General features: G+C 51.1%; 17 protein-coding genes. 1 reads left to right on the forward strand and 16 read right to left on the reverse strand.

Annotation, left to right across the window (positions count from 1 at the left end):
• Positions 1-5: 5 nt before the first annotated feature.
• From ABV409_RS14565 to ABV409_RS14575, 3 genes are all read right to left on the reverse strand, one after another.
• A complete protein-coding gene (locus ABV409_RS14565; RefSeq protein WP_353878351.1) occupies positions 6-653 on the reverse strand; it encodes a CPBP family intramembrane glutamic endopeptidase in 648 nt (215 codons plus the stop codon).
• 116 nt (positions 654-769) lie between these two features.
• Positions 770-1510 carry a LytTR family transcriptional regulator DNA-binding domain-containing protein gene (locus ABV409_RS14570; RefSeq protein WP_353878564.1) on the reverse strand — a complete coding sequence of 247 codons (741 nt, stop codon included), beginning with the start codon at positions 1508-1510 and terminating at the stop codon, positions 770-772.
• A 151-nt stretch (positions 1511-1661) separates the two neighbouring features.
• Positions 1662-2198 (reverse strand): VOC family protein, encoded by a 537-nt coding sequence (locus ABV409_RS14575; RefSeq protein WP_353878352.1) that lies wholly within the window; start codon positions 2196-2198, stop codon positions 1662-1664.
• Between the two features lie 213 nt (positions 2199-2411).
• On the opposite strand from ABV409_RS14575, the gene ABV409_RS14580 reads away from it, so the two are divergent.
• A complete protein-coding gene (locus ABV409_RS14580; RefSeq protein WP_353878353.1) occupies positions 2412-3245 on the forward strand; it encodes a dienelactone hydrolase family protein in 834 nt (277 codons plus the stop codon).
• Here ABV409_RS14580 and ABV409_RS14585 read toward each other — a convergent pair.
• The 13 genes from ABV409_RS14585 to ABV409_RS14645 form a co-directional block, all read right to left on the reverse strand.
• Entirely contained in the window at positions 3242-3847 is a 606-nt protein-coding gene (locus ABV409_RS14585) for a pentapeptide repeat-containing protein (RefSeq protein ID WP_353878354.1), read from the reverse strand. The two genes, ABV409_RS14580 and ABV409_RS14585, sit on opposite strands and share 4 nt — an antisense overlap.
• 18 nt (positions 3848-3865) lie before the next feature.
• Positions 3866-5182: a serine hydrolase domain-containing protein gene (locus ABV409_RS14590; protein ID WP_353878355.1), complete on the reverse strand. Its 1317-nt coding sequence runs from the start codon at positions 5180-5182 to the stop codon at positions 3866-3868.
• A gap of 132 nt (positions 5183-5314) precedes the next feature.
• On the reverse strand, positions 5315-6112 hold the full coding sequence (locus ABV409_RS14595; RefSeq protein WP_353878356.1) for a hypothetical protein: 798 nt from the start codon (positions 6110-6112) through the stop codon (positions 5315-5317).
• A gap of 115 nt (positions 6113-6227) precedes the next feature.
• Entirely contained in the window at positions 6228-7313 is a 1086-nt protein-coding gene (locus tag ABV409_RS14600) for a serine hydrolase domain-containing protein (RefSeq protein WP_353878357.1), read from the reverse strand.
• Positions 7310-7885, reverse strand: coding sequence for a DUF998 domain-containing protein (locus ABV409_RS14605; RefSeq protein WP_353878358.1), 576 nt, complete (start codon positions 7883-7885; stop codon positions 7310-7312). Before ABV409_RS14605 ends, ABV409_RS14600 begins: the two co-directional genes overlap by 4 nt.
• Before the next feature lie 120 nt (positions 7886-8005).
• Complete coding sequence (locus ABV409_RS14610; protein WP_353878359.1) at positions 8006-9184, reverse strand: alpha/beta hydrolase-fold protein; 1179 nt, start codon at positions 9182-9184, stop codon at positions 8006-8008.
• A gap of 65 nt (positions 9185-9249) precedes the next feature.
• On the reverse strand, positions 9250-9678 hold the full coding sequence (locus ABV409_RS14615) for a VOC family protein (protein WP_353878360.1): 429 nt from the start codon (positions 9676-9678) through the stop codon (positions 9250-9252).
• Positions 9679-9722: 44 nt separating this feature from the next.
• Positions 9723-11459: a CocE/NonD family hydrolase gene (locus ABV409_RS14620; protein WP_353878361.1), complete on the reverse strand. Its 1737-nt coding sequence runs from the start codon at positions 11457-11459 to the stop codon at positions 9723-9725.
• A gap of 64 nt (positions 11460-11523) precedes the next feature.
• Positions 11524-12420: a TolB family protein gene (locus ABV409_RS16720; protein WP_353878362.1), complete on the reverse strand. Its 897-nt coding sequence runs from the start codon at positions 12418-12420 to the stop codon at positions 11524-11526.
• A 209-nt stretch (positions 12421-12629) separates the two neighbouring features.
• Positions 12630-14075 carry a serine hydrolase gene (locus ABV409_RS14630; RefSeq protein ID WP_353878363.1) on the reverse strand — a complete coding sequence of 482 codons (1446 nt, stop codon included), beginning with the start codon at positions 14073-14075 and terminating at the stop codon, positions 12630-12632.
• Positions 14076-14155: 80 nt separating this feature from the next.
• Entirely contained in the window at positions 14156-14542 is a 387-nt protein-coding gene (locus ABV409_RS14635) for a hypothetical protein (RefSeq protein ID WP_353878364.1), read from the reverse strand.
• A gap of 17 nt (positions 14543-14559) precedes the next feature.
• The gene (locus ABV409_RS14640) at positions 14560-15102 is read right to left on the reverse strand and encodes a DUF4287 domain-containing protein (protein ID WP_353878365.1); all 543 of its coding nucleotides are present in this window, start codon (positions 15100-15102) and stop codon (positions 14560-14562) included.
• An 89-nt stretch (positions 15103-15191) separates the two neighbouring features.
• Positions 15192-15860, reverse strand: coding sequence for an NAD(P)H-binding protein (locus tag ABV409_RS14645; RefSeq protein WP_353878366.1), 669 nt, complete (start codon positions 15858-15860; stop codon positions 15192-15194).
• Positions 15861-15896: the final 36 nt, after the last annotated feature.

Below are 15896 nucleotides of genomic sequence, written 5' to 3' on the forward strand. Positions count from 1 at the left end.
CCCCTTTAAATTCCGTAATAGATGAATACCATGGCAATGGTATCGATAAAGCCGTGCAACGCGATACAGAACCAAAGGTCGTATTTGCGGAGGTAAAAGATGGTTGCCAAGAGCATGCCGATGATGCCGGTGATGATTTGCCCACTAATGCCCTGATAGGCATGCAAAAACCCGAAGAGCACCCCAAAGATCAGGATGTTCAATACCAAGGCCAGCTTGCCATCGCCGAAGAATTTGACGAATTGCCGCATCAAATACCCGCGAAACACGATTTCTTCCCCAAAAGCGGCCGACACCCAGGCAAAAAGCGTAAGGGTCAATATGGCCGGAAGGTCCCCTTTGTAGACTTCAAAGGCACTGAAGTCCATTGGGGCACCCGTCAAATAGGTCACTCCGGGGATCAAGAGGTAGAGGTAGGCAAAAAAGATGACCGCGGCGAGCAAAGGGGCCACGACCAATAAATCGAAAGCTTTGCGTTTGGCCCTTTGGAAGCCCATGGAGGCGAATAGCCCCTTGCCGTATTCAAGGGCACTGGCGATCAAGACGATCAGGGCCGCAAAGATCATTTGGAAATAGCCCATAAAGTACATGATCGTACCTAGGATCAAGACGGTTATGGGAATCAGATAAAATTTCAATGTACTGCTTTTCATGACGTGAATGGTTTTGATGAGTCACAAAGAAATGAAGTACGCTCCCGTGGTAGGCCCCAAATACCGTAGGTTTTGACCGAATGGTAGCAAAGAAATGCCCGAATGGTCGTCGGGGGCTAAGGGGTGTCTTCGAGCCACTGCAGGAATTCCTGCTTTTTGTAGCGGCTGATGTTGATCGGCTCCGTCTTCGCATCGTTGAGTTGCGGTTTCAAGTGTACCGATAGCTTGCCGTTTTCAATAGCCTGTACCTGTTCGATGGAAGCCGCATGTAAAATAGTCTGTCGGTTAGCACGATAAAAGCGGTGGACCATGATTTTTTCCTCTACCTCGTTCAAGGTAAAATCGGTGGGGACCAAACGACCGTCGGTTTTGACGATGTACGCTTTTTTATATTCGCTATACACCCAGGCGATTTCTTGAAAGGGCACCAGGCTGATCTTGCCCGCATGGTCGACCTTGAGCTGCCCTTCGATCGCCGTACGTCGGTGCAGTCGATAGAGGTCCGGACCGTACCAGCCTGTGATACCCACCACGCACATCAATAACGAAATGACGTAGCCGTTGAGCAGTGGAATGATGGTTTCGACCATAAACCCGTTGAAGGAATAGTATAGCGCGACATAAACGATGCTGATGTAGCCCAAGGTGGTCAATAAGAAGCGTCCAATGGATTGTGCATTGATCTTTTGGGCAAAATGACTGCGCTTGTAGTAGCGGTAGTTGAGTTCGGTGATGATGATCACCACCAAAGTCAAGCCTATGGAAACCCCGATGGCGAACCAAGGAAATTCGTACGTATCGCTGAAGGGGGAGTTATCGGGTTGGAACAGGTGGTTGGACAAGACCGTTATCAGCACCAAAATCAGGCCGTTTCTGATCCATTTTTTAGGAAAGGTAATGTGGCGTAATGCTTTCAGGAATGCAGGTATTGGAAATTGTTCTGGGTTAAAAATAGCAATTATTCGCAGGCTGCCCCACTGTTTTGATCATCCCTGGCCTTTCAAAACCCTATGGCAAATTCAATTGCCAAGAGACCCCGAAGCGGTCTTGCACAAAACCGAATTGTTGGCTAAACCCATAGTTGCCCAAGGGCATGAGTACCTGGCCGTTTTCAGCTAGGGCGGTGAACAGCGTTTTGAGTTGGGTATCATCAGAACATTCCACATAATTGGATACGGCCGGGGTAAAGTCCCATTCATGGATCGCGGGGCTGTCGCTGCAGCGGTACAAGCGCCCATCCAAGGTAAAGCTGGCGTGCATGATGGTGCCTTCCTTGCTGGGGGCGTCTTTGCCCCAACGTTGCAGGCTGACGATTTCCGAATTTTCGAACAAGCCCATATAAAAGGTCATGGCCGTTTCGGCATCTTCCTTTTGAAAGGTCATAAAGGGGGCGATTTGCCCGTAATCGGAAGCTTGGGCCAGTTGTAGGCTGTCTAGTCGGGATTGGAGTTCGGCCAATTGGGCCTCTTTCTCGTCCATGGCCTTTTGATCGGTACAGGCCCCGAGGAACAAAACGGCGGCCAGCAGGAGGGTAATCGCTTTCATGATAGGTTTTTTAGGGTTAGCTAATGTGCTCATGTATAAGCCTTTTAAAGATAGAAAGAAAGTCGGTGGTGTCAAAGGCTTAAGCATGCCCGCATATTTTTGCTATCAAAGAGAGATTTCAAGGAGTGTCCTAGCGTGCTGATCCCATGAGACGGGATGCTTTATTTCCTTGGGTTTATTCGCTACCTTTAAAAACCAAAATGTTCCGAAACCATGAAAACGATTTTAAAATCCGCCGCAGTTGCCCTACTTGTCGTAGGTACTGCCTGTAAATCCAAAACCGAAAACAAGGCCGAAGAAACGGTGGCCGAACCCGTAGCCGTTGCGGTCAAAGGGGAAGAAGTCACCTATGCCAAAGACAGTACCCAACTCAAGGGCTATATCGCCTACGATGCCAATGCCGAAGGAAAACGCCCTGGGGTATTGATCGTACACGAATGGTGGGGGCATAACGACTATGTGCGCCAACGGGCCGATATGTTGGCCGAATTGGGGTATACCGCCTTGGCCGTCGATATGTACGGCGATGGCAAACTCGCCGAGCACCCTGAAGATGCCGGAAAATTTGCCAGTAGCGTCATGGGCAACCTGCCCGAAGCCACCGGTCGATTCAATGCCGCCCTCGAACTATTACAAGCCCATGCCTCGGTAGATGCCGACAAAATCGCCGCCATCGGCTATTGTTTTGGAGGGAGTGTTGTCTTGACCATGGCGAATTCCGGTGCCGATTTGGATGCCGTTGCCGCCTTCCATAGTGGGGTTCAACTCCCCGTGATGCCTGGTGAACAATTGAAAGCCAAGGTCTTGGTCTGCAATGGGGCCGACGATCCCTTTATCAGCCCAGAATCCATAACGGCCTTCAAAAGTGCCATGGATTCGATCCAAGCCGACTACCAATACATTGCCTATCCTGGGGTAAAACACAGCTTTACCAGTAAGGAAGCCGATGCCAATGGGGAGAAATTCAATTTGCCTTTGGCCTATGATGCCGATGCCGATGCAAAGTCTTGGGCCAGTCTCCAAGCTTTGTTCGCCGAGGCCTTCTAACCACCATCCGGTTCCTCACCTGCTTTGTCCATCCATTGGATCGCAGCAATTTGTTCCGCACTTAAGACCATACCTTTTTGCTGGTCACGGGTCAGTTTGGTGCCTTTCATGAGGGCGCCGCTAAAGTCGCAGGCCTCGAAAGAGGATTGGCGAAGGTCGGCCTTCGAGAGATCCGTGTCGATAAATTTGACATGCTCGAAGATGGCGGCCCTCATATCGGAGCCCGACAGGTCGGCCTTCGAAAAATCGGTATGGTAAAAATCGTTCCAACAGAGATTGGATTCCCGCATCCGGGCCGCTACGAAGCGTGATCCGCTGATCTCCGATCGATTGAAAAAGGTGCGTTCCAAATCGAGATACGAGAGGTCTTCGTCTTCAACGAAGGTGCGGAAAAATTCGAATCCGGTCGGGTTTTCATCATCGTATTGGGGCATGGCCTTGGGCTTTTGGGGCTGCCGATCGGCCTCGACCCAACGTTTTGCCTGTAGGATCTTCACTGTCGCTTCGAAACTTTTCACCTCAGGGGTTTGTTGTGCGATGCCCGAACCACCTATGATACATAGGCAAAGCATTGGCCATATGCTGATTTTTTGCTGTTGCATGTTGCTTGGATTGGAAAGTTATTCTTTCGTAAAGCTGATTTGTCCACCCCCTTGGAACAAGACCATGGTGTTACTTTCCGGTTGGAATTCGAATTCGGCACCTACCATATCGAGTTTGAATTTGTGTCGATCCGTCGCTTCCAGTGCAAAAGGAGGTTGCCCACTGCCTTGGGCGATCAAGGTATTGCCTTCTTTGGTCACCGTGATCTTTAAAGGGATTTGGTCCGTGGCATACACCCCTAAATAGGCATCCAGATCTTCAGCAGTTACGGCGTAGGTGCTGAATTCCGGAATGTCGAAATCCTGGCCGTATGCAGCACTTAAGACCGCGATGGAGATGGCATTGCTGTTTGTGTTCAGTCCGTTCGAGGTCATGGCATAGGTCAACTTATCCTCAGGAAAATGGGTGTACATGGATCGGAAACCGTCGATACCGCCCGAATGGCCATAGCCGGTACGCTCGTGAAAGGGTACTTGGAAGATCCCCCGTCCGTACCCATCGGTAATCGTAATCATGAGTTTAAGGCTTTCCTCTTGCAACAAGCGCCCACCGAACAAGGCATCCCCGAAGCGGGTCAAATCACTGGCCGTGGCGGTAATGGCCCCGGCCCCTAAGGGAATGGTAAAGTCGGTTTCGGCCTCTTCCTTCCACAAGCCCGCGTATTGGTAGGACTTACTTTCGTTATCCGCAGTGTTCATCTTTCCGAACACATAAGTGTCTTTAAGCTCAATGGGCTCGGTGATATGGATCCGCACCAAATCGGCATAGGAAGCTTTGAACACCTTTTCTAGGATAAAGGTCAACAGCACATAATTCGAGTTGCTGTATTCGGCCCTGCTGTCGGGTTTGAACACACTACCCCCAGCTACCACGAGGGCGACCATTTCTTCTTCGCTCTTCGCTTCGGTGTTCCAGGTCAAATAGTCGGGGTCGTTGGTGAAATTGAATATGCCACTACGATGGTTCAACAAATGACTCACCGTGATTTCCGAGGCATTGGGAACCTCCGGAAACCATTGGTCAATGGTGGTCTCCAAGTCCAATAGGCCTTGTTCACGGGCCTTGAAGATGAGTACGGCGGTAAACGATTTTGTAATCGAGCCGATTCGGTATTTGGTTTTTTCGGTGGCCTCTAGGCCTTGCGCTTGATCGGCATAGCCGACGGACTTGGTATAGATAAGCTGTCCGTCTTTCGAAACGGCAATGCTACCCATGAATTTGTCGTTTTCGGAGAGTACTTCGAAATAACGGTCCAGTTTGTCGGTATCCAGGGTTTGGGCCTGCGTTAGGGTGAAGGACCAAAGGAATAGGACGAAGGTCAAAAACGGTCTCATGGGCGGTAGTGTTTTGAATTGAAATCAGACTTGTTACCCGATAAATGGTCGGGCTTGGTATCGGATAATGAAGGTAGTGAATTGGGGGCAAATCCAAGCTAAAGCACGGGGGTTTCCTTTGCCAAAAGGGTCTTATCGCAATTGGAAGTGGATGTGGTCGTCATGGCGCACTGCCCGACAACCATGGTAGCGCACCTTGGTACTGGTCAATCCCAGTCGGATTTTCAGATGGGGTTCGATGAACAGTTTGCCGACTTCCCGTTGGCGAGCGATGGTTCGGGCCAGATCCCGCGTGCCTTTTTTCGAAAAGCTGATGTCATGGTTGATGTTCCCAAAACTCAGGTATTTCGGGAAATCGTATTGCCAATGGCCATCCTGTTTACAGCGACCGATCTGATCGTATTCCCGGGGCTTGGGTCCTTCGAATACCCCATACCCACTGACCGAGGGTTTTTTGTTCGTCAGCTTTCCGTCAGCTTCATACACCAAAGTGACATCTACTTTTTTTCCGTCATCATGACTGCGATGGGGTAGTAGGGGGAAGCCGTCGACAAAGGGGAAGTTCGCATCGAGATAGACCAATTGGATTCCGCTGTTCCTTTCGTTGTAGCGGGTGGCGATATCACTGATCGCCCGATTGAGCTCCGGGCGCACATAGTTGCGGTTCGCAAATTTGTAAAAAAACGAATGCGCCTGCACGAATTCGGTTTCCTTGATTTTTTCCCTTCCGAATTTCGGGGCCAGGAATGGCACCACCAAAAAGGTCGCTACGAGGTACAGAACTGCGAAAATCCCGAGGCGTTTCAGCCGGCGTTTGGGTGCCTTTTTTTTAACCCAGGGCAGGGCCAAGAGATAAATGAGCCCCCCGATTTGGGTGATTGCCGTGAGGAGGACGATGACCAAAAGATGCAGTACGATTTTCAATAGCATATAAAACCAGCTTGGCCTTTTTCGAGAGCAATGTTCGCGTCACGCATTGGACTTAAAGTTAGGGTTTTACAGGGACATAGGGGTAGGGATGGCACCAGGTACAACCACCTGGACTTCAAGGGGAGGCCATGGGTGCCTTTTCACCCCTCAAAATCGGGATGATGTGCTCCCGGAGCAGGTCGTTGGTGTTGTAGTTCTCCCCAACATAGACCATGACGGCATTGAATTCGGGGATGACGGCGACGATCTTGGTGGATGGGGGATAACTGCCCCGGAACAAGATCACTTCCGTCCCAAGCGCCTTGGGCAACCAGACCTGATAGCCGTAATCGTAAGCGCTATTTGCAGGGATGGGGTTGGCATACATTTGGGTAATCCATGCTGCGGGCACGAGCTGGTCGCTGCCCCATTGGCCCTTGTTTACTGCGAGGTAGCCCAGTTTAGCCAGGTCTTCCATGTTCATATGGAGGCCCCAGCCGGCCTTGGGGATGCCCTTAGGAGTCAGGTCCCATTCGTAATTCGATATGCCCATAGGTTCGAAGAGTTGCTTTTGGGCATAGGCGAGCAAGCCTTCTGGGGTCTGTCGGTGTAGGAGGGTGGCCACCACTTGGGAGCCTCCGCTGTTGTAGTGGAATGCCGTTCCGGGTGGTTCCATAATGTCCCGCGCGAACACATATCGAGCCCAATCCTCGGTTTCCGACATTTGGATCACGTCATTGGCGTCGATGCCCCCTTCCCATCGCAGCCCACTGTTCATCGCTAGTAAATGCTTCACTTGGATCTCATGCATCTTGGGATCTTTAATGGCATACTCCGGGAAAAAGGCCGTTATCGGCCGGTTTTCCTGCTGACCAAAGTCGGTTTCGAAAACCGCCCCGAACAAGAGGGCGATCAGGGTTTTGGTGCAAGAGTTCACATGGATTAAGCTGTCTTTGGCATACGGGGTTTGGTAGTGGTCGAAGAGAATACTTCCGTCTTGAACCACCACTAAGGAGTAGGTACCCGCAAAGGAGTCGATGGCTTTTCTAAATGGAGCGGTTCGTGAGCTGTCAGCGTAGGTCCATCCGTTGGTCGGCCAATTTGGTTGAACCTCTTTTGGAGCATCGGCCGGTGGTTTGCTTTCCGTTTTGCAGCTGCCTGCCGAGAGTCCAATAAGAAGACCCACCATCAAGTATCGTGAATAGCTTTTTATTGAGATCATGGTTTTAGCAATTTTACCGCGGTGATTGCCGTCCATCCAAAAACCACCAAGAACACCAAGCGATGGGTCATGGGCATTGACCACAGTCCGGCTACAAAACCGATGATGGCCAAAACCAACAGTACCGCGGTCCGATTGGCCCGTTTTCGGACCCTTGGTTCCAGATTGTGGTTGGCCCCAAGGCGTGATAGACCGAACAACCAAGCGGCCAGTCCCAAACAGATGGCCACAATATGGGCTTTCGACACCGCACTATCGGCTTCCTCAAAGTCGATGGGTAAGCCGGTAAAGGCGAATCCAATACCGAAAAAGGCCAGAAGTATAGCCAACAGTCTATCATGCAGCAATCGCCCATAGCCGAATCCGAAGCCGGTTAGGAGTATGCCTACGGCACCGAAGCCGATGAGGTTGAATCCTAGGGCGTTCGGCGCTCCTTGGGCACCTAGCTTGCTGATGAAATCTTCCTGAAACCGAAATTCAGGATTCAAGCTTCCGAATACCAACAAGGCCAGTAGTAGCAGTGTGGGGGCGAGAAGCCCCAGCCAACCGACCTGTTTTTCTTTTGGTTTCAAATGCAAGGTTTACGGATATGGGTTTTACCTAGGCTCGGTGGACTTGTGTCCCCAACCATCGTATGGAAGTCAAGATAGACGATCATCACCGATATCCTTGGGTTTTTCTTCGAAGCGCCCTCAATTTTTCGATTTGGCAACCTTTTCGGCCCTTTTCCTGTAGTTCTTGGCCTCATTTTCCGAGCCCATGGCCGCATAGGTCTTAGCCATCCGCCGCAAGAGGTTTTCCGAATCGGGATATAAAGGCAACAAACCTTCGTAAACGGCGACCGCTTTTTCAGGATGCCCGTTGATTTCGTGGAAGTCGGCAATATCCAACATCCTGAATTTAAGGTCGGCGATAAAGGCATCGGTGACAAAGGCATCGCAATAGCTTGTAAAATGGCCGTAATCGTTGGCCCGCATGGCGGCCCGGATGATGGTGAATTTTGACCAGGAAGAGAGTTCGGGATCAAAACCGAAAGTCTCCGCTCTTTGCGCGCTATATGCCTTGGCATAGTCCAGGCCACCGGCCTTGATGAATTTTTTGAAGGAATCTTCCTGGAATTCCGGATAGTATTTGAAATACTGCCGCAACCCATGGTAAAGGGTCGGATAGCCGGTCGAATGGTGTTCGTCATTCGGGAGTTGGGCATAGGACCAATCCAATCCGGGGATGTCTTTGCTCGCCAACCAGGTATCCAATTTTTCGGTGCCGTGATTGACCTGGTATTCATCGGGGCTCACCGAGAAGTACAGCATGCTGTTCCTAGCGGTTTTCCCGTCAAGGGCCGCTATGGCATCCCAAATCGGGAAAGGGCTCGCCAAGAGGAAGGCGTTGAAGGGGATTTGTTCGTTGACCATGATATGAAAGGCCAAACTACCGGCATATTCCCATCCAAAAAGGAGCTGTTCCCCATTGGTGCGGAAGTTGTCTTTTACAAAAGGCAGCAGATCGGATTTTAGAAAAGCGACAAAGTCGTCCTTCCCATTCGAAAAATGACGGAAACGTTGGGGGTAGCTGGTCGAAATCCCAACGATGATAAAGTCCGGTGTGCGCCGCGATTGCTTGAATTTCTGGCTTAGGCTTACTGCATATTCGTAGAAGAATTGCCCATCCAATAGATATAGTACCGGATAGTCGGCCTCTGATTCGGCATAGTCCGGGGGCAGGTGTACCTGGATGGTACGTTTTCCATTGAGGTGTTCCGAATCCAATTCATAATTGGTTCCGACGATATTGGGCGTGCCCTGCGCTTGGCCGAAACCGAAGCATGCAAGGAGTAGGAAACCAAGGGTGGATAAGGCTGTTTTTTGCATAGGATAAAGGGGATTATTGCGAATACTATCGGTTTGACTACCCGAGGGGCGTTTTGTTCAGGCCGTTAAGGATTAAGGATGAATTGCCACGAAATGCCATAGGGATCTTCGCACCATCCGAATTTTTCCCCGAAACCATAATCCCCTTCTCCTTGGTAGTTATCCAAGGGCACCATGATCTGACCGCCGTTGGCAGAGAGCGATTCAAAAAGATAGGTGATCCGTGCCGCTGAGGTATCGGTGACCAATAGGGACACCCCAGGGGTAAAAGACCATTTGTGGGAATAGTTGCTTTCGGACACCCCATAGGTAGTGCCGTTTAGCGTAAACTCCCCGTACTTGATCAATTCGGGGGTACCACCGGGTTCCCCCTCTCGGTAGTGGGTAATCTTGTCCATTTTCGAATCAGGGAATAGCGAGGTATACAGCTTGAGGGCTTCGGTAGCTTTGCCGCATTGGTCGCCGACAAAGGTCAGGAATGTCATTGTTTTCATGGATGGTTGTTTTGAGATTGGACAAAAATCATGGATGCATGGGGTTATCGGCCCAAGGGGATTTTCAAATAGCTTGGATATTTTCGGGAATGGTGGAGCTTGATTTCCGCCTTTTTGGCGTCGGCCCTGGATTCGGTGGAAACGTCCTTTCCGGAGTTGTAGTTTTTTTGCATATAGGAGAAATTCATGGCATGGATGGCCAAAACGAAGCGACTTCCTTTTTTAATTTCAAGGGCCGAAAGGTAGGGGGCATCGAAGCTACAGAAAAAGACTTCTCCCGGGGTGACGAGCTTGGGCTTGTCTAAGCCCTCCCGATAGCGCATCCGAAGCATTTCAGCAGCGATATAGGTCGTTGCACCTACTTCATCGATTGCATATAAAGTGAGCTGCAGGTCGGTATCCGGTACGTCCATAGATAGGTATAAACCCGCTTCGAAACGACCCACCAAAGCAGTGTCTTCGGCCAAGGGGTCCGAAATGTACAGTATGCGGCCCTTTTCTTCGATGGGAAGCGGGGCGGTATAGAAATCGGCACCCGAGTAGCTGGGCGCTTCCTCGGTATCCAAGGGATTGTTGATCAGCAGGTCGGTATCCGATGTTTTGGTCGGGCTATCGGAAAGCCGTCCCGGAGCGATCAATTGCTTGGCTTCGGAACCGGGACTGCTCAAATAATACATACGGGCCTCGTTGGACAAGTCAGCCAGGGTCGGGGCATGTTGCCATTGGTTGCGGTTCATCATGTAGTACACCACCCGATCTCTCAAGATCGCGGGTTTCGGCCCATCTTTCAAGGTCCAGTCGAACCACTCCAAATGCAAGCGTTTCATATCCAATTTGGAATCGACACCGAATTGGAGTCCCCCCAATTCCGTTTCCGGGTTACGGGTACCGGCATGCGACCAGGGTCCAAGTAGGAGGTAGTGCTTGTCGGTACCGGCGGCCCTGCCATGGGTCATGTGATCTTCGTAATACGTCATGGCCCCGGGTTGGTCGCCATCAAAATAACCGGTAATGGTCAAGATCGGGAGGTCGAAATCCCGATAATCTTCTGGGCTAGGATAAAAATCCTGCCAATAGTTATCGAAATCAGGATGGGCAATCCAGGTTTGGAAATTCGGGTCACGGGCCCCAAGGGCGAGGCTATCCCAATCTTGGAAAGGAATATGTTCCTTGTATTTCCGTTCCTCTTTCTTGCCCCAAAACACCCCATTTCGGAAGAGCTTGTCGTTTCGGCTGCGGCCCGAAGTAAAATTGAGCCATTGCAGGGTATAATTTCCGAAGATACCCCCCGATTTCGGGAAGTCGATCCCTGGCCCCACCGCTGCAGTGGGTACGATGGTTTTCAAGGCTTCCGGTTTGTTCTTTAAGGTCATCCATTGTACCATCCCCCGATATGAACCGCCCATCATACCGATCTTGCCATTGCACCAGGGCTGTTGGCTGATCCATTCGATAGCATCGTAACCATCGGTTCCGTCTTTTTCAAATGGGCGGTATACCCCTTCTGAATTGCCTCGGCCCCTAAGGTCGAGGGTCATAAAGACATAGCCGTTTTTGGCGAAGTACATGCCCCGCTCGACCGCCTCATCATTGACATAAGGCGTGTAAATGAGGATTACCGGATGGGTATTTGCCTCTGCATCGGGAAAATAAAGGTTAGCGGAGAGGTGGATGCCATCGCGCATCGGGATTTTTTCATACAGTCGGATGTCGATGTCCTGTGCTTGGCCGGCAGGAATCGCCATAACCAACAAGAGCACCCATAAGGTCAGTGTTTTCATAGGTTCGTGTTTTCATACTTCGGGGGCCGGTGCCTTTAAAATAGCGATTTTTTTAGGAGCCCCCTCATTTCATCCAGGCCGCTTGGGAACCTTTGGAAATGATTTTTTCAACGGATGCCCCGTCAGCGTCCATGATATAGATATCCCGGTCTTTGCGTTCCTCGCCGGTTTTTATCGAATACATCAATTTCGCACCATCGGCCGACCACGATGGGTACCAATTGTCTACCTCGTCATGGGTCAGGCGTTTTGCATCGGAACCGTCGATTTTCATGGTATAGACTTCGAAATTGCCATCGCGATCCGACATGAACGCAATGTATTGGCCGTCTGCGGAGACGTCGGGATGCCATTCGTCGGCCTCGTTGTCGGTAAGTTGTACGATACCGCTTCCATTGCTGTTGGCAATGCAGATCTCACTTTTTTTATTCGCATACTCTGCCGAATAGACGATGCGCCCATCGGGGGTGAAGAACGGACTACCACCGACCAGGGGTTCCAGTCGGGTCTGTTCGCTGCCGTCGGCCTTCATCATCCAGATTTCTTTATGAGCGACACCCAAGGTATCTCGATATGTTCTTGCAAAAACGATCTGCTCGCCATCGGGAGACCAATCCGGGCCGTAATCCCAAGTATTTTTGGCGAAAGTCAAGCGTTTCCGGTCCGAACCATCGGCATTCATCGTATGGATCGACCACGTTTTCCGGTCGTCGTATTTATGGTAAAAAGCCAACTTTTTCCCATCGGGCGACCAAGCCAAATACCCTCCTTTGACCTCGGTGCTTTTTATGGATGGTGCGGCATCGCCGGTCATGGTGTAAATCGAGGCGTGACCCGATAGAAGATCGGTATACGCGATTTTAGGGGATTCGGTATTTGGGGGTTCTTGGCATGCGTTCAACACGATGCATAACACTAAGGCCAGCCGTGTTGCGATGTAGTCAACGGGTCTTCCGTTCATTGCAATGGAATTCAGGATGCAGGATTTCGGTTTTGGTTGTTCGCAATGGACTTCTTGGCAGACCAAGGTTCCATCACAACCAATTTACGGTATCGAAGGATAGCCCTTCGCTAAGGGAATGTTAAACTATACGGTCACGGTTCGGATTGCCCTCATATGCTAGGCCAAACAACGCCATTCCAACAAGCCCTATGGCTAAAGTGGCCCTACTATTCGTTGACCTTGGTCCCCGATACCCGCGAAAAAGAGATGCCTGTTACCGCCCCGTTTTCAATCGTGAACTGGAAACGTTGCCCCGCACTTTTGGTAAAAAAGGTGGTATCGGCTTCAGGCCAAAGAAAAACCGGTTCGGTAACGAGATCACCGCTGAATTCCAAGCCATCGTCTTTGACTTTAAGTAGGGCCTGACCGTATTCCCCCAGATCGTAGGTGCCCGAGAACCGTTCCAACTCCGAAGCTGTCTGGGCCTTGAATACCCGTACCGTGGGTTTGTAATCGGGTAGTCCGTAGGCGGCGACGATGCTGTGAAGGATCTCTCGGATGATCGTGCTTCCCTTGTTCGAATTCACCATGACCACCACGGCATTGGCGGTTTCTTTCCAGACCAATAGTTCGGCACGAAAGCCTTCATCGGCGCCCCCATGTCCGAAAGTCAGGTCCAGCACGTAAGGCCCCAAGCCTTGGGAATCTTCATTGGGGGTCAGCATTTCATTTACTGTGGCCGCTTGTAACAAGCCATCTTGCTGACTGCTTAAAATGTGCTGGATTTCCTTGCCCCACAATACCAAGTCCGATGGGGTGGTCCAAAGTCCCGCTGCAGCCATTTCTGGATAGGTGTGCCATTTGCCGGCGACAGGGCTGCCATCGGAATGATAACCGGTGGCGGCGATGCCATGATAGGTTTCGGGAAGCGGGTTTTCGTAGGTACTGGCGGCCATCCCCAAGGGTTGCAAGACCTCGTCCTTTAGGATTTCGGCAAAGGGGCGTTGTTCGATATCGGTAATCATCTGCTGCATGATGGTATAGCCCCCGCCAGAATAGCGCCAGCTTTCGCCCGGTTCCTTGTAGACGCGTACGGCATCGGTATTGCCCTTGCCGTCCAAAATGTCGGGGATCGAAGGCACCGTATCCCCTTGGGCATAGCCCGGAAATCCCCAGACGGTCAAACCCGCGGTATGGTTCAGCATCCGCCGTAGCGTCACCTTTTCCGTAGCCGTGAATTCGTTGTCGGGCAGTTTCCAACTGCTGAGGTAGTGGTTGACATTGCTGTCTAAATGGATCAATCCCTGTTCTACCAATTGGTGCGCCCGTGTGGCGGCCACCGGTTTACTGATGGAGCCGGCTTGGAATACCGTTTCGTGGGTTACTTTGCGCTGTTCGAGGCTATCGGCCATACCGTAGCCTTTGGCCCAATGGAGCTCGCCTTGATGCAAGACCGCGATACTCACCCCGGGGATCTGCAATTCGTGCATCCGCTCTTCAAGGGCGTACACGCTTTTGATCAGGCTATCACCGTATTGGATCTGCAAGTTCGATTGCAGTCCGTTCTCGATTTGGGCAATGCGTTCGTTTAAGGCGTTGGTCGTTTTTTCGGTGGTGTCGGCACAGCCTATCAATAGCAGCGTGGCGCAGAGGGTCAGGAAACCGGTTTTCATTGTTCTTGGATTTCGTTAGTTTCCTTAAGGACTCCGAAAAACCGAAAAAGTGTCAAGAAAAGGAATAAAATTTCGAGGCCCTATACTGGCCAATACGAGGCAATGACCAAAATCAAGATCAATATGCCGATGCCGATGCGAAAGTAGTATTGTTGTCGCGCTTTGCGATGGTAGCCGTCTTTTTTCAATTCCCAGGAAAACAAAATTTCGAAGAGGGTAGGGATGGGGTTCAGGATAAAATCACAGACATGGTAGCTTTCTTTCGCCAGCTGTTGTTTTTCGATCCGGTCCCGCTTTTTCGAAAGGTAGGCGGCGGTTTTGATTTTCTTGTCCGGTACTTCCCGAGCTTCCAATTCGGCACGGGCCAAGCGTACCGCCTTGGGGTTCCACTTGTCGGCCGCCCCAACGATCTGCAACAATTCGTCGGTAGTTCGGGTTTTAATGGGAGGTCTGAAATCGTCGGTCATGTGCCTACCGTTGGGTCCTACACCGATAGTCCATATGCCTCGCTGATCCATTCCTTCAACTCCCCATCGATTTCGGAGGCCTCGGTCAGTCGTACCCTATGGGTGCACATGGTGCCAAAGGGACCGGAGTTTTCAAGCCGATCGGTCGTGGGTTTGCCTTTGAGTTTGAACCCAAGGTCGATTCGGGTTTTGGTAGCCGGTTTGATCAACAAAAACTGCCGTTTCCGGATGATACTGACGCTTCCTTTCTTCGGGGTGATGGTCACATCCGCGCCTAGCGACCCCACATAAGCGATCAAGGTCTCATAGAGGGGTTTTAGGGCTTCTTTCCCGTTGTATTGTGCCGCGACCAAATCGTCTGGCGCTTTGGTGTCTTCTTTGGACAGGCTCACGATGGTGTTGGCGAAACCATGGGTGACCCCATGTTCCGATTTGAGGTACTTGACCCCTTCCGAATGTTTGGCAAAAGCTTTTTGTTGCAAGAGGGCCTTCCATTCTTCCAAGGACTTTCCGGTCTTCTCGGGCATGTTGGCGATCATGGTTTGTAATGCATCACTCATTGGTTCAGGTGTATCGGGTTAGGTAGATGGCGACGACCATCCCAACTAAGATAACAAAAGCCATCGGTTTTTAGCCCTTCGGGGCCCGCTTAAGATCCTTCAGCAGGGGTCACGAGGGAACGGATATCCCTATTCTCCAAAATTTCTTGCGGCCCGCCTTGTAGCCCCACTTTGAACATCGCTTGGGCCAAGTCGGTCGATGGGATGCTGACGTTAGGGCCAAATGCCTTGATCAGCGGGTAAAGCGTTCTGCTGATGCGGTACATCAGGTTGGGTTCCTTTCGTGGGGTGACGGGATAAATATAGGCGGGTCTAAAGGCGTAGAAATCCAAACCGAGTGCACTGATCTGGTTCTCGGCCATGCCTTTGAACTTCGCGAAGGCCGTTCTGCTGCGTTCGGTACGGTCGGCCCCGGCACCGCTCAAGAGACAGAGCTTCGCTTTGGGACTGTGGTTCGCCAAGGCTTTGGCGAAGGCAACGGCATAATCGACCGTGATTTCCTTAAACGCGTCGTTCGGTACCTGACCCGTATACACCCCGATACAGAAAAAGGCGGCATCGAGGTCTTGAAAGGCCTTTTGATGCGCTCCATATTCGTTAAAATCGGCCACCGCTATCTCCTGCAATTTCGAATGCTGGTGTGGGCTTGGGCGGCGTACCAAGGATACCACGGCACTGACCGTGTCATCCTCCAAAGCCTGTTGCAGGATGCCTTCCCCGATCATTCCGGACGCTCCGGCTATTAGGATACGTTTCATGGTAGCGTGATTAATTTGTTAGGATGATTTTTTTTG

The organism is Flagellimonas algarum (assembly GCF_040513375.1).
In the GTDB taxonomy this organism is placed as follows: domain Bacteria; phylum Bacteroidota; class Bacteroidia; order Flavobacteriales; family Flavobacteriaceae; genus Flagellimonas_B; species Flagellimonas_B algarum.

Coding starts and splice junctions, on each gene's coding strand:
- ABV409_RS14585 (WP_353878354.1), bottom strand. CDS start 3,847: ATGCAACAGCAAAAAATCAGCATATGGCCAATGCTTTGCCTATGTATC.
- ABV409_RS14615 (WP_353878360.1), bottom strand. CDS start 9,678: ATGAAAACAATGACATTCCTGACCTTTGTCGGCGACCAATGCGGCAAA.
- ABV409_RS14635 (WP_353878364.1), bottom strand. CDS start 14,542: ATGACCGACGATTTCAGACCTCCCATTAAAACCCGAACTACCGACGAA.
- ABV409_RS14580 (WP_353878353.1), top strand. CDS start 2,412: ATGAAAACGATTTTAAAATCCGCCGCAGTTGCCCTACTTGTCGTAGGT.
- ABV409_RS14640 (WP_353878365.1), bottom strand. CDS start 15,102: ATGAGTGATGCATTACAAACCATGATCGCCAACATGCCCGAGAAGACC.
- ABV409_RS14645 (WP_353878366.1), bottom strand. CDS start 15,860: ATGAAACGTATCCTAATAGCCGGAGCGTCCGGAATGATCGGGGAAGGC.
- ABV409_RS14575 (WP_353878352.1), bottom strand. CDS start 2,198: ATGAAAGCGATTACCCTCCTGCTGGCCGCCGTTTTGTTCCTCGGGGCC.
- ABV409_RS14595 (WP_353878356.1), bottom strand. CDS start 6,112: ATGCTATTGAAAATCGTACTGCATCTTTTGGTCATCGTCCTCCTCACG.
- ABV409_RS14630 (WP_353878363.1), bottom strand. CDS start 14,075: ATGAAAACCGGTTTCCTGACCCTCTGCGCCACGCTGCTATTGATAGGC.
- ABV409_RS16720 (WP_353878362.1), bottom strand. CDS start 12,420: ATGAACGGAAGACCCGTTGACTACATCGCAACACGGCTGGCCTTAGTG.
- ABV409_RS14565 (WP_353878351.1), bottom strand. CDS start 653: ATGAAAAGCAGTACATTGAAATTTTATCTGATTCCCATAACCGTCTTG.
- ABV409_RS14610 (WP_353878359.1), bottom strand. CDS start 9,184: ATGCAAAAAACAGCCTTATCCACCCTTGGTTTCCTACTCCTTGCATGC.
- ABV409_RS14590 (WP_353878355.1), bottom strand. CDS start 5,182: ATGAGACCGTTTTTGACCTTCGTCCTATTCCTTTGGTCCTTCACCCTA.
- ABV409_RS14620 (WP_353878361.1), bottom strand. CDS start 11,459: ATGAAAACACTGACCTTATGGGTGCTCTTGTTGGTTATGGCGATTCCT.
- ABV409_RS14600 (WP_353878357.1), bottom strand. CDS start 7,313: ATGATCTCAATAAAAAGCTATTCACGATACTTGATGGTGGGTCTTCTT.